This is a genomic window from Blautia sp. AF19-13LB (genome assembly GCF_003479105.1).
In the GTDB taxonomy this organism is placed as follows: Bacteria; Bacillota; Clostridia; order Lachnospirales; family Lachnospiraceae; genus Fusicatenibacter; species Fusicatenibacter saccharivorans.
Genome location: NZ_QUGO01000002.1, coordinates 66073 through 91416, shown reverse-complemented (window position 1 = coordinate 91416; position 25344 = coordinate 66073). Strand labels below are relative to the sequence as shown.

General features: G+C 49.6%; 23 protein-coding genes. 14 read left to right on the top strand and 9 right to left on the bottom strand.

The window, feature by feature from the left end; genetic code table 11:
- Window positions 1-6: 6 nt before the first annotated feature.
- Both DWX32_RS02690 and DWX32_RS02685 read right to left on the bottom strand, forming a co-directional pair.
- Window positions 7-1155 carry a toxic anion resistance protein gene (locus DWX32_RS02690; RefSeq protein WP_118659213.1) on the bottom strand — a complete coding sequence of 383 codons (1149 nt, stop codon included), beginning with the start codon at window positions 1153-1155 and terminating at the stop codon, window positions 7-9.
- 73 nt (window positions 1156-1228) lie between these two features.
- Window positions 1229-2581: a 5-bromo-4-chloroindolyl phosphate hydrolysis family protein gene (locus DWX32_RS02685; protein ID WP_118659212.1), complete on the bottom strand. Its 1353-nt coding sequence runs from the start codon at window positions 2579-2581 to the stop codon at window positions 1229-1231.
- Window positions 2582-2827: 246 nt separating this feature from the next.
- On the opposite strand from DWX32_RS02685, the gene DWX32_RS02680 reads away from it, so the two are divergent.
- Genes DWX32_RS02680 through DWX32_RS02670 form a run of 3 tightly spaced genes read left to right on the top strand, consistent with a single transcriptional unit; the run spans window position 2828 to window position 6779 of the window.
- On the top strand, window positions 2828-3946 hold the full coding sequence (locus DWX32_RS02680) for a DUF362 domain-containing protein (RefSeq protein ID WP_118659211.1): 1119 nt from the start codon (window positions 2828-2830) through the stop codon (window positions 3944-3946).
- A gap of 18 nt (window positions 3947-3964) precedes the next feature.
- Complete coding sequence (locus DWX32_RS02675) at window positions 3965-4957, top strand: alpha/beta hydrolase (RefSeq protein WP_117761068.1); 993 nt, start codon at window positions 3965-3967, stop codon at window positions 4955-4957.
- A gap of 13 nt (window positions 4958-4970) precedes the next feature.
- A complete protein-coding gene (locus DWX32_RS02670) occupies window positions 4971-6779 on the top strand; it encodes a DUF6320 domain-containing protein (protein WP_055227317.1) in 1809 nt (602 codons plus the stop codon).
- A gap of 119 nt (window positions 6780-6898) precedes the next feature.
- Here DWX32_RS02670 and DWX32_RS02665 read toward each other — a convergent pair whose 3' ends face one another.
- Window positions 6899-7330 (bottom strand): MerR family transcriptional regulator, encoded by a 432-nt coding sequence (locus DWX32_RS02665; protein ID WP_118659210.1) that lies wholly within the window; start codon window positions 7328-7330, stop codon window positions 6899-6901.
- A 244-nt stretch (window positions 7331-7574) separates the two neighbouring features.
- Here DWX32_RS02665 and DWX32_RS02660 point away from each other — a divergent pair, with 244 nt between their 5' ends.
- Window positions 7575-8543: an AraC family transcriptional regulator gene (locus DWX32_RS02660; protein ID WP_118659209.1), complete on the top strand. Its 969-nt coding sequence runs from the start codon at window positions 7575-7577 to the stop codon at window positions 8541-8543.
- Window positions 8544-8612: 69 nt separating this feature from the next.
- Here the strand turns inward: DWX32_RS02660 and DWX32_RS02655 are convergent, their stop codons facing one another.
- The 4 genes from DWX32_RS02655 to uxuA all read right to left on the bottom strand — a co-directional run bounded on the left by DWX32_RS02655 (window position 8613) and on the right by uxuA (window position 14243).
- The gene (locus DWX32_RS02655; protein ID WP_117509487.1) at window positions 8613-9866 is read right to left on the bottom strand and encodes an HlyC/CorC family transporter; all 1254 of its coding nucleotides are present in this window, start codon (window positions 9864-9866) and stop codon (window positions 8613-8615) included.
- 238 nt (window positions 9867-10104) lie between these two features.
- On the bottom strand, window positions 10105-11499 hold the full coding sequence (gene uxaC / locus DWX32_RS02650) for a glucuronate isomerase (RefSeq protein WP_118659208.1): 1395 nt from the start codon (window positions 11497-11499) through the stop codon (window positions 10105-10107).
- A gap of 17 nt (window positions 11500-11516) precedes the next feature.
- Complete coding sequence (locus DWX32_RS02645; protein ID WP_118659207.1) at window positions 11517-13151, bottom strand: mannitol dehydrogenase family protein; 1635 nt, start codon at window positions 13149-13151, stop codon at window positions 11517-11519.
- Window positions 13152-13166: 15 nt separating this feature from the next.
- Entirely contained in the window at window positions 13167-14243 is a 1077-nt protein-coding gene (gene uxuA / locus DWX32_RS02640; protein ID WP_118659206.1) for a mannonate dehydratase, read from the bottom strand.
- Between the two features lie 678 nt (window positions 14244-14921).
- Between uxuA and DWX32_RS02630 the strand changes: the two genes are divergently transcribed.
- The 9 genes from DWX32_RS02630 (at window position 14922) to DWX32_RS02585 (ending at window position 23944) form a co-directional block, all read left to right on the top strand.
- On the top strand, window positions 14922-16160 hold the full coding sequence (locus DWX32_RS02630) for a glutathione S-transferase C-terminal domain-containing protein (RefSeq protein WP_118659204.1): 1239 nt from the start codon (window positions 14922-14924) through the stop codon (window positions 16158-16160).
- 102 nt (window positions 16161-16262) lie between these two features.
- Window positions 16263-17186, top strand: a complete 924-nt coding sequence (locus tag DWX32_RS02625; protein WP_055264864.1) for a transporter substrate-binding domain-containing protein — start codon at window positions 16263-16265, stop codon at window positions 17184-17186.
- A gap of 95 nt (window positions 17187-17281) precedes the next feature.
- On the top strand, window positions 17282-17782 hold the full coding sequence (locus DWX32_RS02620; protein WP_118659203.1) for a GNAT family N-acetyltransferase: 501 nt from the start codon (window positions 17282-17284) through the stop codon (window positions 17780-17782).
- Between the two features lie 15 nt (window positions 17783-17797).
- Window positions 17798-18550, top strand: coding sequence for an amino acid ABC transporter permease (locus DWX32_RS02615; protein ID WP_022462083.1), 753 nt, complete (start codon window positions 17798-17800; stop codon window positions 18548-18550).
- The gene (locus DWX32_RS02610) at window positions 18537-19295 is read left to right on the top strand and encodes an amino acid ABC transporter ATP-binding protein (RefSeq protein WP_022462084.1); all 759 of its coding nucleotides are present in this window, start codon (window positions 18537-18539) and stop codon (window positions 19293-19295) included. The genes DWX32_RS02615 and DWX32_RS02610 overlap by 14 nt, the downstream gene beginning before the upstream one ends.
- Window positions 19296-19330: 35 nt before the next feature.
- A complete protein-coding gene (locus DWX32_RS02605; RefSeq protein WP_243037539.1) occupies window positions 19331-20449 on the top strand; it encodes a M20/M25/M40 family metallo-hydrolase in 1119 nt (372 codons plus the stop codon).
- Window positions 20450-20808: 359 nt separating this feature from the next.
- Complete coding sequence (locus tag DWX32_RS02595) at window positions 20809-21783, top strand: 1-aminocyclopropane-1-carboxylate deaminase/D-cysteine desulfhydrase (protein WP_118659201.1); 975 nt, start codon at window positions 20809-20811, stop codon at window positions 21781-21783.
- Entirely contained in the window at window positions 21780-22727 is a 948-nt protein-coding gene (locus tag DWX32_RS02590; protein WP_118659200.1) for a glycosyltransferase family 2 protein, read from the top strand. The genes DWX32_RS02595 and DWX32_RS02590 overlap by 4 nt, the downstream gene beginning before the upstream one ends.
- On the top strand, window positions 22724-23944 hold the full coding sequence (locus DWX32_RS02585; protein ID WP_118659199.1) for an ATP-binding protein: 1221 nt from the start codon (window positions 22724-22726) through the stop codon (window positions 23942-23944). Before DWX32_RS02590 ends, DWX32_RS02585 begins: the two co-directional genes overlap by 4 nt.
- Before the next feature lie 95 nt (window positions 23945-24039).
- On the opposite strand, the gene DWX32_RS02580 is transcribed toward DWX32_RS02585, so the two are convergent.
- Both DWX32_RS02580 and DWX32_RS02575 read right to left on the bottom strand, forming a co-directional pair.
- Window positions 24040-24453 (bottom strand): hypothetical protein, encoded by a 414-nt coding sequence (locus DWX32_RS02580; RefSeq protein WP_243037538.1) that lies wholly within the window; start codon window positions 24451-24453, stop codon window positions 24040-24042.
- A 45-nt stretch (window positions 24454-24498) separates the two neighbouring features.
- Window positions 24499-24726, bottom strand: a complete 228-nt coding sequence (locus DWX32_RS02575; RefSeq protein WP_022462090.1) for a hypothetical protein — start codon at window positions 24724-24726, stop codon at window positions 24499-24501.
- A 149-nt stretch (window positions 24727-24875) separates the two neighbouring features.
- Between DWX32_RS02575 and DWX32_RS02570 the strand changes: the two genes are divergently transcribed.
- Entirely contained in the window at window positions 24876-25331 is a 456-nt protein-coding gene (locus DWX32_RS02570) for a putative ABC transporter permease (RefSeq protein ID WP_022462091.1), read from the top strand.
- Window positions 25332-25344: the final 13 nt, after the last annotated feature.

Here is a 25344-nt window from a genome sequence, read left to right as displayed (position 1 = left end):
AAAGTATCAGTGCTGTCCGCCTGCAGAAAGCTCCAGCATTTTTTTCTTAATATCATTTTCGAGCTGTACCAGCTCAACTTCAGCGGCGGCACGTTTCTGGCGGCCGTCCTCCTGAATCTTCATCACTTCATCGAGGGTAGAGATCAGGCTCTGGTTCGTCTGTTTTAAGGTTTCCATATCGACGATACCGCGCTCAGATTCTTTTGCAGTCTCGATCGTTGCCATCTTCAGATTCTCCGCATTCTTTTTCAGAAGCTCATTTGTCATATCCGAAACCTGGCGCTGTGCTTTGGCAGCCTCAGTCGAGTGATGAACGCCGAGTGCAATGATCATCTGGTTTTTCCAGAGCGGAATGGTGTTGACGAGTGTGGATTGGATCTTTTCGGCCATTACAGAATCGCTGTTCTGAATCATGCGGATCTGCGGCGCTGTCTGGATCGAAACCATACGGGTCAGTTCCAGATCATACAGTTTCTTCTCAAATCGGTTGCAGAGATCTTCGAGATCCTTGGCAGCCTGTGCGTCTTCGGCCTTTCCGGTCATCTGCGCTTTATTCTGCAGATCACGGAGTTCTGTGGAACGTACCAGCTCCAGCTTTTTCTTTCCAGCGAGAATGTACATGGTCAGCTCTTTAAAATAATTCAGGTTCTGTGCATACATCTGATCCAGAATGGCAATGTCTTTCAGAAGCTGCCGCTGGTGGCCGTCGAGCACGTCACAGATTTTATTGACATTCACCTCTGCCTTGTCATACTTCGCTTTCATTGCATTGATTTTGTTCGTGCTTTTCTTAAAGAAAGAGAATGGTCCCTTTTCTTCTTCTGCGTCAAACGTTTTCAGCTCTGTCACAACAGAGGTGAGCAGATCGCCGATTTCCCCGAGATCTTTGCTTCTGACGTTCTCCAGCGTTTTCTCGGAAAAGTCTGCCATTTTCTTCTGTGCACCGGCACCGTACTGCAGAATGCCGTTTGTATTGGCAAGATCAATCTGGGAAACAAAGGCATCCACCATGGCTTTCTGTTCGTCGGACAGAACAGAATCATCCATGACCTCTTTCTTTTCTTCCGGCTGCTGTACCGGAAGTTCCGGTTCCGGCTCTGGAGTGCCGAAACTTAAGCTTGGAATTTCAGTGGTGTCCTTTACAAAATTATTCATGTTTTCTATTCTCCTTTTCTTCGGTACGGAAACGTAACCGGTGATTTGATTTCAATTGTATAGCTTTGAATAGTTACATGTGAAGCGGCTCAATATCCTGCTTTGACGGACCTGCCTGATTTGTCAGTCCCTCCTGCGCCAGCATCGTCTGCAGAACAGAGATATCAGAAGAAATATCCCATGCCGTTGTCTGGAACAGATCATCAAGCAGCTTTTCGAATGCGGCATTGATGGTATCCAGTGTGTCCTCGATTTCCTTCTTGGTTCGGAGGATATTGTCGCTTTGAATTGGTTCGTTCTCAAAGGAACGGTAAGCGTCGAGCAGCTTCCAGGTTGTCGGCATATAGTAATCCATAAATTTCCGCAGGGCGGCGGCTTCTTTTGGGCGCTTTTTTGCCTCCTCGAGAATCCGGGTAACAACCGTTTCGAGACGGCTCAGCTTGGCTGTGATGACTTCACCCGGCAGATCCAGGTTGCACTGATGGATCTTCTGAATATAAGATTCACATTCTTCCAGCATCTGCTGGTATTCCGGCGTTACACCGGAGGCCTCCAGCTGTTCACGTGCTTTCTGCTCAGCAATCTGCTGTTCCTTCTGGCTGGCGAGCATTGCGCGGTACTGGTCGTAGCAGTCATTTGTTACCATCAGACAGGTACCATTCTCGTCGAGGTGGCCCTGGCGCAGCATGGATTTATCAATCATGGTCGTAATATCGGTCAGAAGCTCACCTTTCTCACAGTGCATACTGTCGCAGAGTTCTTTCGTGGAAATATATTCCTTTGTGCCGATCAGCGTACAGATCTGGCGGAAATGGCGGACCAGACGCCGGTTTTTACTTCCCTTTTTCAGAAGAATGCCGCCGCCGATGGTAAATGCGGCAAAAATAAGAGAAGGAATCAGCGCGCTGTTGTCTGGACCTGCAAATAAGGAATAGAGACTAAGCGCTGTGCAGCAGCCGAACAGTCCGGTGACACCCCAGCCGGCGGCCGTCTGAAATCCGCCGACAAGTGCAAGATCGGTGGATGGCATAAAGCGCTCGCGCAGTACACGGCGTTCTTGTATGCGGCTGTTCCATTCCGTATTCTGGGAGGTCTGCCAGGTATGGGAAGGTTTGGGAACCGGGTTCGCGCTCTTACCCGGCATCGTGCCTCCCGGCCCGTAGGAATAGTGATGCGGTCCGGTCTGCTGCGCTGTATTATTATGGGAAGAATACTGGCTGCTGTAGGAAGTATCTGCGGAATAGCCGCGGGACGGCTCCTGTGTGCCATTTGCACGGAATGGTCCCTTCCGGTTGGGGTAGACAAACTGGTTGATGGTGTCTGAAATCTTCCGGTTTAATTCCTGAAAATCCTGAGAATTCACAGCGTTATCCACAAGCTTTCCAATACTGTCGCCGACATCCTTTAAATCATCTTCAAAACTCATGACAGTTCCTTTCTGATGAGGTACTTTTTCTGTGTACCGTTTTCCATTTATTATACAATGCGATTGGAAATCTTACAAGCATACAGTGCTTAATTTTCTATGAAGCTGGAGCTGACGGGAATGGTTACAGTTCACAGGAAATGATTTTGTTTTTGGATGAGTTGAAAGAAAGCAGTAACTATTATATACTAAAGAATATCGAATGTCAGAAAAAATCAAATCAGAATAAAGGGGCCGCAATACTAAATGAATAAAAACGAAATTATCCAGATACAGGGAATGGAATATAAAGAAATGACAAAACAGCTTTTGAACGAATGTGCCTTAGCTACGCTCATTCCTTCGAGGGTCAGTCTCATCGGTATTAAGCCAAATCTGGTAGCACCTGTCCCGGCGGAGTTTGGAGGGACGACACATCCGGAGGTGGTTGCGGGGATCATCGAATATCTTCAGGAAAACGGATTTACCAACCTTCAAATCATGGAAGGTTCCTGGGTCGGGGATAAGACAGAGGAATCGTTTGAGGTCTGTGGATACCGTATGCTTTCGGAACAGTACGGCGTTCCGCTTATCGATGCGCAGAAGGAAAAAAGCATGCCGGTGCAGTGTGGTGATATGGAACTTCAGATTTGCGAATGTGCGAAAAAGGTGGATTTTATGATCAATGTCCCGGTCATGAAAGGCCATTGCCAGACTAAAATTACCTGCGCACTGAAAAACATGAAAGGTCTCTTGCCGAATAAAGAAAAACGTCATTTTCATGCCATGGGACTTCATCGGCCAATTGCGCATCTGGGGCTTGGGATTCATCAGGATTTTATTTTGGTGGATAATATCTGCGGAGACCTTGACTTTGAGGATGGCGGTAATCCGTTTATCATGAATCGCCTTTTCGCTGGGTTAGATCCGGTGTTGATCGATGCATATGTCTGCGCGGAACTGCATTATAAGCCAGAAGATGTCCCGTATGTCAAAATGGCAGAAGAGTTGGGCGTGGGCAGCGCTGATCTCACACGGCTTTCAATCCGCCAAATTGGCGAAATTGGTGAAAAAAGAGTGATTCCGGAAAAACGGAAGATCGTGGAACTGCAGGATGCCGTAGAGGAAGTTGAGTCCTGCAGTGCCTGCTACGGCTATCTGATCCCGGCGCTCGACCGGCTGAAGGAGGAAGGACTGCTGCAGGAACTCCACGAAAAAATCTGCATCGGGCAGGGATACCGGGGAAAGAGCGGGGTGCTTGGTGTGGGAAGTTGTACTTCAGGGTTTAAATACAATCTGAAAGGCTGCCCACCGACCGATGAGCAGATGTATGAATTTTTGAAGCAGTACATTGCAACTAGACGAAAAACAGAAGCAGAAAAATAGCAACAGAGGAGAGAGTGAATGAAAAAAGCAGTCAAAGCCATTTTAAATGTATTGTCCTACGGCGGAATTGAAGTAGAATCCGCCCGTCGGCTTGCCGATATCAAGAAGCTGGATCCGATCCGTATTTTTCTGCGAAAATTGGATATGGAAATATATAATGGGGACTACAAGGTTCCGATTCGGCTGTTCTTCCCGGATGAAAAAATGGAGGAGCATGGTGCAAAAGAAGCGATTCTGTTCTTCCATGGCGGCGGCTGGACAACCGAGAGTGTGGAGACATACGACCGTGTCTGCGCACGCATGGCGCAGTCGACGGGGCAGATTGTTGTATCGGTAGAATACCGTCTTGCACCGGAGCATCGTTTCCCGACAGGCTTAGAAGACTGCTACGCCGCCGCCCAGGCAATGCTGCGCGGGGAGATTCTGCCGGAGGTAACGCCGGAAAATGTCACGATCATGGGCGACAGCGCAGGAGGAAATCTTGCGGCTGCGGTCTGCCTGATGGCGAGGGACAAAAAAGAACTGCTGCCGGGGAAACAGATTTTGATTTATCCGGCGGTGAATTCCTGTTACACAGAGAAATCACCGTACAAATCCGTGAAAACCAATGGAACCGGATACCTTCTGACCAGTGTCAAAATGGAAGATTATGTAATTCTGTATCAGCGGACCGAAGAAGACCGCAAAAATCCGTACTTTGCACCGGTACTGGCAGAAAATCTGCAGGGACTGCCGGACACGCTGGTACTGACGGCGCAGTACGATCCGCTGCGCGATGAGGGCGAGGATTATGCGAAAAAGCTGAAAAGGGCTGGCAATCTGGTTGAACATCATCGGATCAAGGGCGCATTGCACGGCTATTTTGCGCTTGGCATTGAACACCTATATGTGCAGGAAAGTTTTCAGTATATGAATGCATTTTTAAGGAAAGAAAAACAGCAGAAAAATGCAGACGAAGAACTGGAAAACATAGCAGCAGTGAAGAAACAATTGACACACGGGAAGGCGTAAGGAGGCATAGAAAATGAAGAAAGAACATTCTTCGCGCTGGAGAAAGCTGGACAACGCGGCACAGGCATTTCCGGCGGCCACCGGAAAAAAGGATACGAGAGTCTTCCGGTTTTACTGCCAGCTGAAAGAGGACATCCAGGCGGATCTGCTGCAGAAAGCGCTGGAGCAGACAATGGAGCATTATCCGGTGTTTTCCATGGTACTGCGGAAAGGTCTTTTCTGGTTTTATCTGGAGCAGCGCGATCTGCCAGCAAAAGTAGAAGAGGAAAAGCGTCCGCCGTGCAGTGAGATTTACGTACCCGACCACAAAACGCTTCTTTTCCAGGTTTCTTACTATAAAACCCGAATCAATTTCGAAGTATTCCATGCCCTGACAGACGGCACCGGTGCGATGCTGTTTCTGAAAGAACTGGTGAGCAATTATCTGATCTTGTGTCATCCCGAGGAAATCTTTTCAAAGGTCAGCGAAGACATGCTGACAGAGACAGATTTCGAGGAGGACAGCTTTTCACAGTATTACACCGGAAAGAAAAATGAAAAAGAAAAAAGCCGCCCGGCATACCAGATCAAAGGCGAGTATCTGGAGCAGGAGGAGATGGAAATTACTGAGATTCTGCTTTCCGCGGAAGCAGTTCATAAGTGCGCAAAAGCACATGGCGTGTCGGTGACGGCGTACCTTGCGGCGGCGCTGGTATATGCGGTATATGAAGAAATCCCGAAAAGCAGGCTGAAAAAGCCGGTTTCTCTGATGGTTCCAGCCAACTTGCGTAACTTTTTCCCATCCGCATCGATGACGAATTTCTGGAGCTGGATCGAGATTGCCTGTGATCTTGGGCCGGAGGCATCGTTTGAGGATGCCCTGCAGATCACGGGAGCCGCGATGCAGAAAGAGGCGCTGAAGCAGGAGATTTCCACACGTATGAACGATCTGGTGCGGATTGAGCGGAATCCGGTGCTGCGCGCCGTGCCGCTGGAAATCAAAAATCTGGCGCTGATGGCGGGCACGACGCTCGGCGGACGAAGCATTACGACCGTCTATTCCAATATCGGCCGGATTCAGATGCCGCCGGAGTATGAAACATATATTGAGCGGTTCGGATTTTTCACCAGCACCGACAAAGTACAGATGTGTTCCTGTTCCTACGGTGACAGCATGGTGCTTGGAATCACATCTAAAATCGCTGATTCCAATATTGAACGGAACCTGATGCATCTGCTGCAGAAAGAGGGCATCGCCTGTGAACAGGAGGAAAATGATTTTCCGGGACAGAAAGAACAGCCGCACGGGACGGCCAAACTGGGATTGAAAATTTTTTCTTTCACCTGCATCGCGGCTGTCGTACTCTGCTGGATGATGAATTTCCTTGCAACGCCGCAGATGTGGTGGGCAGGTTATGCGACAGCGGGTGTGTTCTGCGCCTGGCTTCTGATCCGGGTGGGATATCAGAAACGGAAAAATCCACTCAAAAACAGTATGTGGCAATTGATCTTTATTATGATCGGTGCGATTCTGTGGGATTATGCGACGGGCTGGATCGGCTGGTCTGTCGATTTCGCAATTCCGCTCGCCGTTCTTATGAATGGCGCGACGATGCAGATTCTGGCAAGAGCGTACAAAATGGAGGTCAGTGAATATCTTTTTTATCTGATGCAGTCCGGAGCAGCAGGAATCGTTCCGGCGATTTTGTGGCTGACGGGAACTGTCCGCATTACCTGGCCGTCCGTGATCTGCGTGGGCCTTAGTGTGCTGTATCTGATCGGGCTGTTTTTTTTCCGCGGAAAAGATTTTATGCGGGAAATGCAGAAAAAATTCCGGGTATGAAGGGAAAAGGTGATAGAAAAAATAAGAAGAGCAGGTAAGAAAAGTGGATGTTGGTCCCTTTTCTTACCTGCTCTTTTGAAACTTGTGTGTGTCTGCGGCGGAAAAGCCTGGAGAGATATCTACTGCGCCTTCTCCTCACAGCCGCAGGAATCCCACGACGGCATTTCATCCCCATTTTTAATCGCATCGCGAACCGCGCTGTAATACCGCACTTTCTGCTGAATATGCTCGAGATCAGATTCCATGCGCTCGATTTTCTCGCGTGTATTCTGCTCATGTTCCTCGAGAATGGCAACCATCTGGTCAATATTTCCCGGGATATCATCCTCAAGCCGGAAAAACTCCTGAATCCCCGCAATCGGAAGACCGGTGCGCTTGAAGCAGAGAATTGCGGTCATGCAGTTAATGTGCTGCTGGGTGTAAATTCGTTTCTTGCTTTCGGTATGAATGACATCTGTCAAAAGCCCGATCTCCTCATAATAACGAAGCGTAGAGGCCGGAAGTCCAAAACGCTCGGACATTTCACGAATGGTGTAGGTCTGCTGTTCCATGGAAAAACCTCCTTGAACGATAGAGTTTGAATAGTAGAATAACTTCTTAAAGTATACTTTAAGAAAGTGAAATTGTAAAGAGAGAATCTTCGTTACGTTTCACTTGGCAGTGCAGCACTTGCTGTTTTGATGCGTAGGAAAGGAATATTTATCAGAAAGTGAGAAGAAAAAGTACATTGCTTATTTGCACCAGAATGGAATATAATAGAAAGCAGAAAAAACGTGAAAAATGTGAGGAATAATCGTGAAACAGGAAATTATAGCAGACCTGTCCCGGATTACGGAGGAGGAACAGGCGATTCTGGACGGCAAGACGGAAGTGGAAAAGGAGCGGTATTCGAGCGGGCAGAAGTTTGTGATGGATGCGGGAAAGCTGCTGAAGCGGGGAAAATTGATTGATATTCGGCCGCACACGCGGTTTATTCGTTTTCCGGCGCACAGCCACAATTATGTCGAGATGATCTACATGTGCCAGGGAAGCACCGTACACACCATCAACGGGGACCGGATCGAGCTGAAAACGGGTGAGCTGCTGATTCTGAATCAGAATGCAGTGCAGGAAATTGAACCGGCAGGGCGTGGCGATATCGCGGTCAACTTTCTGATTCTGCCGGAGTTTTTTGACCAGACGCTGCGAATGATCGGGGCAGAGGAGAATCAGTTAAAGGATTTTATCGTCGGCTGTCTGAAAAGCGGGGAGGTACCGCTCTGTTATCTGCATTACAGAATCGCGGATGTCCTTCCGGTGCAGAATCTGATCGAAAATCTCGTCTGGACGCTCTTACATCACCAGAGCAATAAGCGGAGCATCAATCAGATTACGATGGGCCTTTTATTCCTGCAGCTCATGAACTACACCGAACGCGTGCAGGTGGGAGAGCAGTATTTTGAACAGGAGATGCTGCTCGGCGTATACCGCTATATCGAGGAACATTACCGGGAGGGCAGCCTTTCGGAACTGGCGGAAGAACTGCACTACGATTTTTACACCTTAAGCCGCATGATCCGCCGCCTGACCGGGAAAAACTACACCGAACTCGTTCAGAACAAACGCCTGACCCAGGCCGCGTATCTGTTGGAAACGACGGGACTTTCCGTGGCAGACATCGGCGAGCGGGTCGGGTATGAGAACATGAGTTATTTCCATCGGATTTTCAAAGAGCGCTATGGAATATCGCCGAAGAAGTACCGGGTGGAGAAGAAAATACAATAGGACAAGAAAAACGGATCGAGAATCTGAACTTAAAACCAGATTTTCGATCCGTTTTTGTTTGTAAATTACTTACTGTTCATTTTCATCCTTCGGCAGCCGCACGATCCGTACCTTGTCGACTCTCCGGTCTGCCATTTTCAGTACGGTTACGTCGAGGCCATCCGAGACGAAATGATCGCCTTCCTTTGGCACGCGCTCGAGGATCCCCATGATCCATCCGCTGACCGTAAAGACGTCAAATTCTTTGTCAATATCGAGCTCTTCATACACCTTGTCGATGCTTGCCGTTCCGGTCACGAGGTATTCGTTTTCGGAAACTTTCTGGATTTCCTGTACAACCGCATCATGCTCATCCCAGATTTCGCCGACGAGCTCTTCGAGGATATCTTCCATGGTGATGATACCGTCGGTGCCGCCGAATTCATCAATGATAATGGCAATATGCGATTTCTTCGCCTGCATTTTTTTCAGCAGCGGGCCGACCTTCGTATTCTCGGTTACAAAGAGCGCCGGGCGGATGATGCTGCTTAGCGGTTTGTTGGTGTGGTAAATGTGGTTGTGGAAATCCTTCTGATACACAATTCCCACAATGTGGTCGATATCATCATCATACACCGGCAGCCGGGAAAATCCGGTGTCGGAGAAAGTCTTAGCGATCTCGGATTTCGTCGCATCGAGCGGAATGCCGATGACGTTGACACGCGGAGTAAAGATCTCTGCGGCCTCCATCTCCATGAAGCCGATTGCATTCTGAATCAGATCGCCTTCCTGATCGTCGATGTCGCCCTCCTGGGTCGCCTCCTCGACGATGGTCATCAGTTCCTCATCGGTGATGCCGTGGTTTTCCGAGGATTTGAAGATGCGGGAGAGCAGCTTCTTCCACTGGGAAAAGAAAAACGTCACCGGGGTCAGCACGATCATCAGAATGTGGAGAAACGGTGCGGAAAATTTGGCGATCGTCTCCGGAGATTCTTTTGCAATGCTTTTCGGGGAAACTTCGCCGAAGATCAGGACCACGATAGTGGTTACGATCGTGGAAACCGTCGCACCGGAGTCGCCGCCGAGAAGCTTGATAAAAAGCACCGTGGCAAGGGAGCTGAGTCCGATGTTGACGATGTTGTTGCCGACGAGAATCGTGGAGAGCAGCTTGTCAAAGTTCTCCAGCAGCTTTAACACCAGTTCCGCCCGCTTGTCGCCTTTTTCTGCCATATTTTTCATGCGGATGCGGTTCAGCGAGGTGAAGGAAGTCTCCGTCGCCGAAAAGTAGGCTGAGAGCATGACGCAGATAAGAATGATGATGAGTGACACAATGTCGCTGTTCATTTGTTTTTCCTTTCTTAGGAAACCGGGACACGATGCAAAAAATGTACAAAAAGACATAACCTATCTTGAATCTGGCGGAATCAAAGATAGATTATGTCTCCGTTTATCAAATGATGAAAATAAAGCATCGTCGAGGCATACTGCCTGAGTCGTCCATGTTTCTGTAATCCTTTCGTTGATCAGTAATCCCTTTTATTGTACGGTATGTGGGAATAATTGTCAATAAGGCATGCGAAAATCACAGGAAATACGAAACCGCATTGTTGTAGCTGATATTTTCCACCATCTCTTTCAGAAACTCCAGGTTCGCCGGGTACTCCCCGTTTTCCACCCAGTTTCCGATTTGATTGCAGAGAATCCGGCGGAAATATTCGTGGCGCGGGAAGGAGAGGAAGCTGCGGGAGTCGGTCAGCATGCCAATGAAGGTGGAGAGCATGCCGATGCTGGAAAGCGTCGCAAGCTGGGATTCCATGCCGTATTTGTGATCGTTGAACCACCATGCGGTACCGAACTGCACTTTCGAGCGGATGCCAGGCGCAGCAAAGTTTCCAGCCATGCTTGCAAGCATCGGGTTGTCGCCCGGGTTCAGAGAGTAGAGCACAGTTTTCGGCAGTGCGTCGTCCTCGTCCATATCGTTTAAGAAAGCGCCGAGCATCGGGGCAAAGGCGAAATCGTTCATGCTGTCAAAGCCGGTATCGGCACCGAGCGCACGGAACATCCGCTTCGAGTTGTTACGGAGTGCTTTGATATGAAGCTGCATGGCGATATTGTGCTTATGATACAGCCGTCCGAGGTTCGTCAGAAGGAAGCCCTTGTACATGCCGAGCTCTTTTTCAGTGAGAGCACTGCCGTTCATGCGATTTTCAAATACATCATTCGCCTCAGCAGCCGTGCATGGCACATAGAAGCAGCCCTCAAGGCTGTGGTCGCTGACAACGCAGCCGGCGGAGAGGAAGAAGTCGAGGCGGCAGGAGAGGGCATGCACCATATCCTCTGCGGATGCAATCGTCCTGCCGGCGGCAGCGGCAAGCTTTTCCACGTATTCCGGGAAATCCGGCTTTTCGAGATGAACGGCGCGGTCCGGGCGGAAGGACGGCAGAACGCGGCAGGCAAAGTATTCCTTCTGTAATGCCAGATGGCAGTGCAGATCATCTGCAGGATCGTCGGTGGTGCACAGATGCGACACATGCTGGTTCAGAATCAGATTGCGCACGGTAAACTCCTTCGTCTGCAGTTTTGCATTCGCCTCATCCCAGATCTCCTTCGCTGTTGCGCGGGAGAGCGGTGTCGTGATGCCGAAGTACCGCTGCAGCTCCAGATGTGTCCAGTGGTATAAAGGATTGCCGATCGCGTTCTCAATCGTCTTGGCAAACGCCAGATATTTGTCGTAATCATCGGCGTTTCCGGTGATCAGATCCTCCGAAAAGCCCATCGCACGCATGGCACGCCATTTATAATGATCCCCGCCGAGCCAGACGCGTGTCAGATTCTCCATCTGGCGGTCTTCGAGAATCTCCTGCGGATTCAGATGGTTGTGATAGTCAAAAATGGGCATTTTTTCAGCTGCCTCGTGGTACAGCGTTTTCGCCGTATCGGTCTGCAGCAGAAAGTCAGCGTCCATAAAAGGTTTCATATGGAAATACCTCCCTTTTAGAATTGAGCAGTCAGCGCAGCAAGCGTATCTGCCACAGCGCCAGGTCCCTGAAGCATCGAGACAAAAGCATTCAGCACACGGTCAGAAAGTCCGGCGAAAATCAGATCCACACCGAAAATCGAAGCATCGGAGAGCAGCGGAGCCAGAGTTTTGGAAAGGGTCTCGCGGTCAGCCGGTGCGCCGAGTTTCAGATCCTGCACATACGGGCGGACCGTGGCAAGCAGCGGATCCGGGCTCAGATCAAATGCATCACCGTTGTCATCCACGCCCATCAGATACCGCAGCCATCCCGCAAATACAGCCGGAATTGCCTGAAGATCCGAGAGTGACAGCTCCGGAGAAGCAAGATACGATTTGATCGTCTCACCGAACCGGATCGACAGCTTCTGTGACGTATCGGTTGCAATTCGCTGCGGCGTATCCGGCATAAACGGATTCGGGATGCGGATGTTCAGCACTTCATCGATAAACTGCTTCGGAGAGAGAATACCAGGATCGGTGACAACCGGAAGTCCTTCGATATATCCGATGCGCTCCACGAGCTTTTTCAGTACCGGATTTTTCATCTCCTCACTGATCAGTTCGTAGTCCAGCAGGCAGCCGAACACAGCGAGTGCGGTGTGCAGCGGGTTCAGGCAGGTGCAGACCTTCATGCGCTCTGTTTTGTTGACAGTTTCCCGGTCGGTAAAGATCCATCCGCTCTTTTCTAACGGCGGCCGTCCGTTCGGGAAATGATCTTCGACTACGAGGTACTGGCATTCCTCTGCATTGACGAACGGAGCAACGTAGGTGTGGCGGGAGGTGACGATCGACTGTGCATCAGCGAGGCCGTTCTCCTCGAGTATCTTTTCGATGGAACCATCCGGCCGCGGGGTGATCTTGTCGATCATGGTCCACGGGAAGCTGACTTTTTCCGGGTTCTGCAGATAGGAGAGGAAGCCTGGCTGTACCAGCTTGTTTTCTTCCCATGCAGAAGCGTAGGCTGTCAGGGCAAGGGAAAGTTTTTCGCCATTGTGGGAGCAGTTGTCGGTGCTGACCATCGCAAACGGTTTTTCGCCTGCAAGAAATCTTTCATATAAAAGAGAAGCAACTTTTCCCATATAGCTGGTAACGGAAGAAGGTCCGGCAGCAAAATCGGCAGCAACAGACGGCAGCAGTTCGCCCGCACCGTTTTTCAGGGAATATCCCTTTTCGGTGATCGTAAACGTCGCCATCTGCAGGGAATCCTTGGTAAAGATTTCTTTTAACCGGGCAAAATCCGGAGAATCCGCCGTATCGGCAGCCAGCGATTCTGCGATGCTTCCAACAACGGTTTTCTCGACAGAACCATCGGCTTTTAAGGTCACCAGAATGCTTAAATTATCGTGCGGCTGGTACATATCACGGATGATTTCTGTATCGAAGCCCTCCGCAACGATGACACCGCGGTCAAAGGTACCGTTGTTCAGCAGTTCCTGTGCTGTATTTGCCTGGAAGGCACGGAAAATATTTCCGGCTCCGAAATGCACCCAGCACGGAGATTCTTTCGTGCGGGTGATCATTGCTTCGCGGTCATAGGATGGAAGCGCATAGCCTGCGGCTTCCCACGCTTTGTGATCTGCCAGTCCGGCAGCTGTTAAGTTAAGAGACATCAGTAAAAATCTCCTTTAAATTCCACGTGTGTGATTCTTGTCAATAGCTTCCCAGAGTCCGTTTAAATAAGTCGCGCCGAGTGCGCGGTCATACAGTCCATAGCCCGGCATTGCCTTCTCGCCCCAGATCATACGTCCGTGGTCCGGGCGGATCGGGCCGTCAAAGCCGATGTCGTACAGCGCTTTCATGATCTCATACATATCGAAGCTGCCGTCAGAGGAAAGGTGTGCGGCCTCTTCGAAATCCTGCTGGCTGTGGAATTTCAGATTGCGGACGTGAGCGAAGTGGATGCGGCCCTTTAAGGAACGGATCATATCCGGCAGATCGTTTTCCAGGTTTGTTCCGTAGGAACCTGAGCAGAAGGTCACGCCGTTGTGCGGGTCATCGACCATCTTCATCATGCGCAGAATGTTTTCTTTATTAATGATGATTCTCGGAAGACCGAAGACACTCCATGCCGGGTCGTCCGGGTGAATGGCCATTTTGATGTCGTACTCGTTGCAGACCGGCATGATGCGTTCGAGGAAGTATTTGAGGTTGGCAAACAGTTTCTCATCATCCACATCGCGGTAAGCGTCAAAGAGCTCTTTCACTTTTGCCATGCGCTCCGGCTCCCAGCCGGGAAGAATTGCGCCGTTTGCATCACCTGCGATAGATTCAAACATTTTTTCCGGAACAAGTGCGTCTACGGCGGACTGTTTGTAGGCAAGTACGGTCGAGCCGTCCGGACGGACGCGTGCGAGTTCTGTTCTGGTCCAGTCGAAGACCGGCATGAAGTTATAGCAGACAAGGTGAATGTCTTCCTTGCCGAGGTGCTTTAACGTTTCAATATAATTATCGATGTACTGCTCACGGTCCGGGCTGCCGATTTTGATGGCGTCGTGGATGTTGACGCTCTCGATGCCGGAGATGTGAAGTCCAGAGGCCTCAACCTCTTCTTTTAACGCGTGAATCGCTTCGCGTGTCCACACCTCGCCCGGGGTAGTGTCGTACAGTGTTGTGATGACTCCGGTTACGCCCGGAATCTGGCGGATCTGCTCTAAGGTAACGGTATCAAATTTGGAACCATACCAGCGAAATGTCATTTCCATAAGAAAAACTCTCCTTTATTTTGTAATGTACTCTCGGAATCTTTCTGCACTTGCCTTTGCAGCTGGCGGAAAATCATCTCACAAAAACGAGCACAGAAAGATTCCGAGAGTACATTGTATTTTGCAAGTGGTGTTCTTTGCTTTTTATTGTATCGTTTCTTAAGAAAAAAGCCATGGCAAGAATTGTTGAGCATATTGCAAAAGTTGCGGCGGTTGGCCGGGAAAAAGCAAAATCAGCCTACAGGTGTGATAAGTAATATCTTTCTGGTATGACTAACCAATAGGAAAAACCTATAATCGATTCATCGAAATAACAATTACCAAAAGGCGTTTTAGGGGTTGCACATAGAAAAAATATGCATTATAATATGCCATGTAATCGAGAAACGTATTAAACATATCGACTTAGTGGGAAAGGAGAACAGCAAATGAAAAAAACAGACAACAGACGAATGCAGGAGAACAGAATGATGGAGATGTGTTGTTTCTGTTGCTGCAGCTCCAATCAGAATAAAGAAAAATAAGAAACATTCGCAGGCAGAAAAAGCATAGCAGAAATTGCATGTGCGGGCAGGCCGGAACGAATGCCTGCTATTTTTTTAACCTTTTTTAAAAGAAATGCGAATGAACAACATAAGAATAGATAATAAACAGACATAGAAAACGGAGGACAAAAACATGAGCGGATGCGGATGCAGCTTCACCCCAGTTGAAAATAAAGAAACCGAAGAAATCAAATACACAGATGCACTGGCAGAACAGTTTGCAGCAGAAGTCGGAGTAGACCCAAGACCAAATGAAACCCTTGTAGAGATCGATGAGCGCGGCGCTTTCATCCGTCAGCCAAATGCATTTATCCAGCCATTCGGCGATAAAGAAGGCGACCTGAAAGCAGAAGCAAACCGCTTCGGGATCTACTGGGCAACCGGATGCAACTGGTCCAACCGTCCGATCATCGTGCGGGAGCTTTTAGGACTGCAGGATGTGATCTCGGAGACGAGAGTTTCTCCATCCGGCGAGACAAACCGTTACGGACATGCATTCGGACAGTATCCGGATTTCAAGGATCCGGCGACAGGCGCTTACTTCTTAAGTGAGTTCTATAAAAGAGCAAACCCGGACTTCAAAGGAAGAGCAACGACACCGACCCTGGTGGATGTCAAAGAGAAAAAGGCTGTGAACAACGATTATCACCGCCTGACGAACTACCTCGAAGTGCAGTTCCGTCCATTCCAGCCAAAAGATGCGCCGGACCTGTACCCGAAAAAATTCCGGAAAGAGATCGATGAGTTTAACGACTGGCTCTTCCCGCATGTCAACAACGGCCATTACCGCATGGCATTCTGCCAGTCACCGGAAGCATACGATGAGGCATACGAAGATTTCTATGAATCCCTCGATAAGCTGGACAAACGGCTGGAGACGAACCGTTTCCTGTTCGGCGACTACATCACCGACAGCGATGTCCGCGCTTACGTCACTCTGATCCGTTGGGATGTCAGCTACTTCCACAACGTAGGACCGGTGAAGAAACCGATTCGTGATTACAAAAATATCTGGGGCTACTTAAAAGAGCTGTATGCGATCCCGGCCTTCCGTCACGGAAGCGATCCGCAGGTGCTGGCACTTTCGAGAACTGGAAAGAAATTAGGAGAGGTTCTCTTCCGCGGATACAACGAACGAATCCTTGCAAAAGTAGATTTCGAGAAGCTGATGGAAGACGATGGATCGAGAAGAACACTCAGCAAAACACCGGATGAAGTATTCCTTCGCCATCCGGAGGGAGAGACCTACGAGGATTACGCAGGAGAAATCTCAAAAACCATCTGGAACAGCCCGAAATGGGAAGACAGAAACCCGAAGAACGGCGTACTTTCCGTGGATGCATCGATTAATCCGCTGAAAGGACTTTTATAAAGAGATAAGACAGAAGAATCCGGAGCGCTCTGGTGGAACACTCTCAGGCAGCCGGGGTGCGGCCGGAACTGAAAAGAACGAGGAAATGAGGAGGATTTTATTATGAAAAAGACAAAGAAATTCTGGGCAGTATTGGCAGCGGCGGGCCTTTTGGCAGCAAGCTTTGCAGGATGCGGAAGCAATGCATCAGCAAATGCAGGAAGCAGCAGCGGTTCCGCAGCATCATCTTCCGCAGAAGGCAGCTCCGCATCGGATTCCGGTGAGAAAAAAGTGATCAAAGCTGTAACAAGCGGCACACTGGCACCGTACTTTTACGTAAATGATGACAACGAGCTGACCGGTGTCGATATCGATATCGTAAAAGAAGTGTTCAACCGCCTTCCGCAGTATGAACTGAAAATTGAGCAGGCAGATGCACTGCAGGGTGTGCTGAGCGGTCAGTACGACATCGCAGTCAACAACTATGGATATACCGATGAGAGAGCAGAATCCTACTACTTCTCTTTACCATATAAAACCAGCTTCAACGAATACATTCAGAGAACCGGCGATGAGCCGCTGACTTCTCTTACCGATCTGGCAGACCGCGGATACAAAATTGAGCTGAGTGCAGGAAGCCTTACCGCAAATGCACTGGAAAAATGGAATACAGACAACCCGGATCACCAGATCAATATCGTATATTCCAATGCAAACTTCCAGGTCCGCTACCAGCATATCGTAGATGGAACCGCTGATGTGGCAATCGACGACGGACCGATCATCGACAACCTGCTTCCGCAGTTCGGACTGGAAGGTCAGCTGGAAGCAAACGAGATCGACGAGGAGACCGAAGATTTCCTGTTCCCGCAGAACAATACCTACTTCCTGTTTGGAAAGAACGAAGAGGGCGCAGCACTCCGCGAGGATGTTGACAAAGCCTTAAAAGAGATGAAAGAAGACGGAACTCTTTCCAAGATCACAACCGAGTATCTCGGCGTGGACACCAGCCCGGACGAGAAATACTTTGATGAGACACCAAACTAGAATATCGTTTTCGAAATAAAAACAGAAGAGATTACAAAACAGACGGGAAGCGGATCGAGAACATCCGTTTCCCGATTCCAAAAGGAGCGAAAAACATGGCAGAAATTTACCGGGTAGAAAAGGGAAGCGAAGAGTGGAAATACAAAGCATATGATTACGTTAGAACCGATGCGTTCTGCTGCGGACAGAACATTCCGATTGAACTGGAATTCGGACAGGACGAGAGCAAAGATGATCTGCAGGCGATTCTGGTGACAGAAGATCACAAGCCGGTAGCCGGCTGCCGCATCGCATTTCCGGCGGAAAAGACAGGAAAAATCGAGCGTGTCTGTGTTGTCAGAGAAAAACAGAAAAGCGGATACGGCCGCGTACTGGTCGAAGCCGCTGAGAAATGGCTGAAAGAATACGGTGTCGATCACATCGTCATCACGAGCCAGGACCGCGCCGCAGGCTTTTATGAGAAATTAGGCTACAAACTGAATCCGGACGCTGACCTGTCGGTATACGACCACCATGCACCGAAGAAAGACGAAGAGCCGAAAAAGCCGAAGAAAAATATTGGCTTTACCTGTGTACTGGTAGAAAAATACGTGTAAGAAAGGACAAAAATCATGGGAAAATTATTTGACGTTTCACTGGTATTTTCATCCATACCAGAATTGCTGACAAAGCTGCCGATCACGCTGGAACTGGCCGTGGTTTCTATGCTGATCGGACTGGGACTGGGACTTGTGATGGCGATCATCAAAATGAAAAAAATCAGAGTGCTGACGCAGATTACGAATCTTCTGATTTCACTGCTCCGCGGCACGCCGGTCATCGTACAGCTGTATGTTGCGTTCTTTGGTATTCCCATGATGTTCAAGGCAATCAACCAGCAGTTCGGAACGAATCTGGCGGTTGCCAATATTTCCGGTTTCGTCTATGCGATGATCGCTCTGGGACTGAACCAGTCGGGCTTTATGGCTGAGATTATCCGTTCGGCCCTGCAGTCCGTTGACCCGGGCCAGATCGAAGCAGCACATGCACTCGGCATGACGTATCCGCAGACACTGCGCCGCATCATTCTGCCGGAGGCCTTTGAGGTTGCGCTTCCGACCCTTGGAAACTCTTTTATCAGTATCATCAAAGGAACGTCTCTTGCCTTTACCTGCGCCGTTGTCGAGATTACCGCACAGGGCCAGATTATTGGAGGAAGAACGTATCGCTACTTTGAAGTTTACGTTTCACTGGCTATCATTTACTGGCTGGTAACGCTGGTGATCGAGCAGATTATCCGCGTAATTGAAAATAAAATCCGGATTCCGGACCAGGTAGAGCTGGCGTCCGCAAACGGGGAGGGTAAGAAAAATGATAAAAATTGATCATTTATCAAAAAAATATAACGACAACGTGGTGCTCGACGACATCAGCCTCGAGATCAAACAGGGCGATGTTGTGGGAATCATCGGTCCTTCCGGAACCGGAAAATCAACGCTTCTGCGCTGCGTCAACCGCCTTGAGACACCGGAGAAGGGAACGGTGACGATCGGGGACAAGGTGATCGGCCTTTCCGAGCGGAAACCGAAAGAGCTTCTGTATTTAAGACAGAACACAGGAATGGTGTTCCAGCGGTTCAATCTGTTTGAGAAGAAAACCGCACTGGAAAATGTGATGGAAGGCCTGATTGTTGTCAAGAAGATGAAAAAAGACGAGGCCAGAGCCATTGCATTAGAAGAACTGAAACTGGTCGGCATGGAGAAATGGGCAAACCACTATCCGAAACATATGTCCGGCGGACAGCAGCAGAGGGTGGCGCTCGCAAGAGCCCTCGCCATGAAACCGCAGATTCTGCTGCTCGACGAGCCGACTTCAGCCCTTGACCCGGAGCTGGTTGGAGAGGTTCTGGATGTTATTAAAAAAGTCGCGGCACAGGGATATACAATGCTTCTGGTTTCCCATGAGATGAACTTTATCCGCCATGTGTCGAACCGTGTGATCTTCCTTGATAAAGGACACGTAGTAGAAGACGGAACACCGAAAGAAGTATTCGAGCATCCGCAGAATCAGAGAACACGGGAGTTCTTCAGCAAGATGCATATTATGGCGCAGCCTGAGTATGTTATTTAAATTGCGGACACAGCCAAAGAGTAGGAGAAAAGATTATGATAGATGAGAAAAGAATTGCTGATTTTTTTGCGGAGCTGGTATCTATCGATTCGCCGTCCTTAGAGGAGCGCGAGATGGCGGACACCTTAAAAATAAAATTCGCCGAAATCGGGGTTACGCTTACAGAAGATCATACGCAGGAGCAGACCGGCTCCAATGCGGGCAATCTGTTCGCGCGCATTCCGGGCAGCCTTGCAGGAGCCCCGGTTCTCTTTGCGGCCCACATGGACACTGTTGAGCCTGCAAAAGGCAAAAAAGCCGTCTCCCATGAGGATGGAACCGTAACGAGCGACGGCACGACGGTTCTTGGCGCCGACGACCTCGCCGGTGTGACAGCCATCTATGAAGCTGTCCGCCACCTCATCGAGACCAAAATACCGCACCGCCCGATCGAAATCCTGATCTCGACTGGTGAGGAGCTGTACTGCAAAGGCGCAAATGCCTTTGACTACAGCCAGGTGCAGGCAAAAGAAGCATACGTTCTGGATTTAAGCGGCGCGATCGGTGCAGCCGCCTACGCGGCACCGACACTCGTTTCCTTCGCGGCGAAAATCCGAGGAAAAGCCGCCCACGCCGGTTTCCACCCGGAGGACGGCATCAACAGCATCCAGGCGGCCGCCCACGCAATCGCACAGCTTCCGCAGGGCCACGTGGATGAAAGCACCACTGCCAACATCGGAAAAATCGGCGGCGGCTCCGGTACCAACATCGTTTCGGAAAGCTGCGTGATCGAAGGCGAAATTCGAAGCCTGAACCACGAGACGGCCATGGAGCTTCTGGAAACATATCACAGAACCTTCCAGCAGGAAGCAGAGAAGATTGGTGCGAAGCTGGTCTGGGAAGAAAAGCTGAATATCCATGCGTATGAGACGCCGCTGACAAGCGATGCCGCAAGGCATTACGAGAGCGCCGTTGCAGAAGAAGGCCTGACCGCTGCATTCGAAAAAACTTTCGGCGGCAGCGACAACAACGTCTTTGCACAGCACGGCATCGAAGGGCTTGTCATCGCAACCTCGATGAATCAGGTACACAGCTGCGCCGAGTACACAAAAATCCCAGAGATAGCCCAGGTGGCGCGGATTGTGGCCAATCTTGCCGCACCGCAGGAAGCCTGAACAGATCCCGGACGAAAAAACAGAATACGTAAAAAATCCCCAAAGCCCGTCGGCAGATGTGAAAACAAAAACCGGCGGGCTTTTCCTGTTTCCGGCACGGCTTGCCACGCAGAGAAAAATAGTCTATAATAGGGAAAAGCTTCCGGTACATGCCGGAATTTAACACCAGTAGACAAGAAGTCCCCAGCTTCTAAAGCGGTGGGATGAATTGTTAAAAGAAACATAACGGAAGTGGCGGGCGGAGAAAAATCGGTATCCTCCACTGACATGAGGCAAGTCACAGTCGAACTATTTTCGGCATGTCAGACTCCGTGAAAATACCGACTGTGAGTTGAAACAAGAATAAAAGAGGAGAAACAATGATACAGACACCAATTCAGAAACTGGAATTTCCAAACGACAGAGGCGTCCGCCTGTACTGCAAGCGGGAGGATCTTCTTCCGTTTTCCTTAGGCGGAAACAAAGTCCGCATCGGACGTGCTTTTTTCCAGGATATGCAGGAGAAAAACAAAGACTGCATGATCATCTACGGAAACAGCAGATCCAACCTCTGCCGCGTGCTGGCCAATCTGTGCTGTGCCGAGAAAATTCCATGCTATATGATCTGTTCTTCTGAAGAAAACGAAGAACACCCGATCGAAACCAACAACAGCCGTCTGATGAAATGGCTCGGAGCCGAAGTCATTCCGTGCAGAAAAACAGAGATTGCACAGACCGTCGAGAAGACGATGAACCGTTTGACAGAAGAGGGATATCACCCATATTATATTTTCGGGGATAAATTCGGAACGGGCAATGAAGGCACACCGGTACAGGCCTACGTGGACGGCTACCGCGAGATTCTTGCGTGGGAGAAAGAACAGAACATTTCTTTTTCTCATATCTTTGCGGCATCCGGAACCGGCTCGACCCAGTGCGGCCTGGTAAGCGGAAAACTGCTCGAGCAGGGAACGGAGCAGATCACCGGCCTTTCGATTTCATCCCGCGAGTACGACCGCGCCATCCGCATCATGGAGAGCGGCATTTCCGATTATTTTGCGAAGAATCATCTCGTGCTGCCGGAAGGATGGGAGAGTGAACTTCATCTGGAAATGGGATACCGCCAGGGCGGATACGGCCAGTACGATGAGCGGATTTTACAGGTGATCCGGGAAGAGTTCTGCCGGAACGGCCTTCCGCTGGATCCGACGTACACCGGAAAGGCATTCTGGGGAATGAAGCAGTACATAGAAGAACATCAGTTACAGGACTGCGATGTGCTTTTTATCCATACCGGAGGCACGCCGCTGTTCTATGACTGCATTCTGAACGATACCGATGGAGGAAAAAAATGAAACTGATTTCAATAGTCATCCCATGCTACAATTCCGAGGCAACGATCCGGAAAGTTGTAGAGATGGTGATGGAAGAATTCAAGAAAATGGATGGATATGACTGCGAATTTGTCCTGGTGAACGACGGTTCCCCGAAAGACAATACGTATGGGGAGATCAAGAAGCTCGGTGAGCAGTATCAGAATGTCAAGGGCATCAACCTGCTGCGCAATTTCGGCCAGCACAATGCGCTGATGGCGGCACTCCACTACACCGAAGGAGACTTTATTCTCGGCATGGACGATGACATGCAGACACATCCGTCCCAGATCAGCAAATTGATCCACAAGATGGAAGAAGGATACGATCTGGTTTACGGCTGCTATCCGAAACGAAAAAATTCGTTCCTGAAAAATGTCACCAGCAAACTGAACGAAGTTTCCTCCCGGATTCTTCTCGGACGGCCAAAAGACATCGTTTCCAGCAATTTCTGGATGATTACCCGCCAGATCAAGGACGAGGTGGTAAAATACGACAGCTTCAATCCCTATATTGACGGCATTTTCTACCGCACGACACACAAAATCGGAAATGTAGAGGTGGAGCATTTCAAACGTGCAGTGGGAACTTCCAACTATACGTTAAAGAAACTGATCAAATTGTGGCTTGCCTACTGGAACTATTCTGTAATTCCGCTTCGCATATCGTCCGTTCTCGGCGGAGTTTCTGCAGCCGGCGGTTTTCTGGCAGCCATCATGATTGCCATCCGAAAGCTCATCGATCCGACCGTGATGGTTGGCTGGTCTTCTACGATCTGCGCCATCGTTGTCTTTTCAGGATTGATTCTGATGGTGCTCGGCATCATCGGAGAATACATCGGAAAGATGATTCTGATTCTGAACCGCACGCCGCAGTATATTGTGCGGGAAACCATTAACGTATCTGATGAGGAAGAAAAAAAGTGAAAAAAATCATGATTTTAGGTGCCGGTATTTACCAGGTGCCGCTGATCCGGACTGCACGCAGAATGGGTCTTTACACAATCGTAGTGAGTATTCCCGGCGATTATCCGGGGTTTGCACTTGCAGATAAAATTTATGAACTGAATACGCGGGATAAAGAAGCGATTCTTGCGGCGGCGGAAAAAGAACAGATCGACGGAATCTGTACATCGGGAACCGATGTGGCCGTCAGCACAATCGGCTATGTCTGTGAAAAGATGCATCTGTCCGGCATTCCGTATGAGGCGGCGGAAATTCTGACCGATAAGGCAAAGATGAAAGACGCATTCCGGCAGGGCGGCGTTTCCGCGGCAGACGGGATGCGGGTAAGAAGCGCAGAGGAGGCACAAAAAGCCGCAGAACAGCTTGGATACCCGGTTGTCGTAAAACGGGTGGACAGTTCAGGAAGCCGCGGAATTACCGTGGTGGAGCATTCCGGACAGATCGAAGAAGCGTATGAAAATGCGAGAAACGGTTCGGCAAGAGATTATGTGCTGGTTGAAAAATTCCTCCGCGGAACGGAGATCGGCGTGGATGGATTTGTGCAGAACCACAAACTGGTCTTTCTGGCACCGCACACGAAATTTGTATACCGCGGTGCACACACGACCGTTCCGGTCGGCCACGCATTTCCGTATGGATGCAGCGGGGCACTGCGGGAAGAAATTGCCCGCCAGATGCAGCTGGCCGTCACCGCATCCGGTGCCGATCAGTGCTCCGTCAATGCGGATGTCTTTGTGGACGGAGAGAAGGTCTGGATCATTGAAATGGGCGGAAGAACCGGAGCAACCTGCATTCCGGAACTGATTTCAACGTATTACGGATTTGATTTTTATGAGCAGATGATCAAAAGCGCCCTCGGGGAAGAAACGGATTTTCAGCAGACGGAAAGCTGCCCGTGCATGGCAAAACTGCTGCTGAGTCCGGTAAGCGGAACCATCACACAAATCGACCGGGATCAGGTCGAACGTCTGCGTCAGGAAGGGCTGGAGCTTGTCCTGGATTATCCGGAGGGGCATGAAGTTTCTGCCATGGCAGATGGAACTGACCGGATCGGCCATGTGATTGTAAAGACGGGCCGGGAAGCGGAACTGGATGAGCAGATGAAGCGGGTGTACCGCTGTATCTGGATTGATGGAAAAAATCTGGAGACAATCTGGGAAGAGAAAACAGCAAAATAAAAAACCCGGAATCTTTTCAAGACCTCAGAAGAGGAGCGAAAGGATTCCGGGTTTTGCGTTGCCAGGCATATCAATATCCGGTGGACCAATTTTGATTACACTGTTTTTACAGGCTTCATCATCATCCGATAGTAGACTGGAATCAGCAGTGCAATTGCACCGAACCAGGCAAACAGGCTTGCGATGCAGACGGCAGTGTAGCCTAAGAAGCGTGACAGCCAGACGGTAGCAGCAAGACGCATCACAAGCTCGATCATGCATGCGGCAAACGGTGCGCGTCCGTTCTGCATACTCTGAATCGAGGTGCGGTAGACGGCGAGAAGGCCGAGCAGGAAGTAGAACGGCGCTTCGATCGTCAGGAATGCATCGGAGTAATGGTAAGAATCCGTGATTTCGCTCGAAAAGCTTGGTGAGCAGGTGCATCTGTCCCGCGAGGTCTGCTGCCGCCTATTCCGGAAAATGACGGGAAAGACGGTGACGCAGTATCTCGAGGAATACCGTGCGTCCAAAAGCCTGCCGCTCGTCGAAAGCGGCTTTTTGCCACGAAAAATATGTTACATCTGTTTGATTGCCTGCAGCATTTCAAGATCCGAAGCAGTCACCTTGATATTGGAAACCATCGTTCGGCCGTCCGGTTTTTTCACCGTGACTTCGAGAATCGTTCCCTCTTCGATCTGGGAGGATGCGAGATCGCCCATGAATTTTACGAACTTCGGGTGGTTTTGGGCGAAACGGTCTCTTAGATTTTTTAATTCTATTAACTTCATTGGGTTAAATGCCATTCTTTTTTCTGTCCTTTCTATTCAAAACTTCTTTCGAAACATGAAAGTATTGTAACATGGAAAAGAAAAAATGCAAGCGGATAAAAAGAGAAAAGACAGAGATACTGGGAATATAGAAAAGATTCTCAATTAGAATGGGAGAAAAACGAATGAAAGCGAAGAAGTATCTGCTGTTTTTTCTTTTGGGCTACTGTATTTATATTGCCATCGAAGTCACCTACCGCGGTTACAGCTTCCGCCTGATGGGCATTGCCGGAGGACTGTCCCTTGCAGGAATCGGAATGCTGGAAGACGCCGGGCTGCGCCGCTTTCCGCTGGCGTTTCAGATGATGGTATCCGCCGTCCTGATTACGGCCATTGAACTGTATTCGGGAATGTTTTCCCTGCGGGTGCTGCATTACCGTATGTGGGACTACAGTGCGCTGCCGTTTTCCTTCTGCGATGGGCTGATCTGCCCGTGGTTTTTCGGGATCTGGTATCTGCTCTCGGCAGTGGGAATTTTTCTCACAGATTATGTGAGCTATTATATTTTCCACGAGGGGACGCACCCGATGTATCGAAAGAAGAAAAAGGGTTGTGCCGAGGGTGAGTTCGTTATAAAATAAGAAAAAACAACCC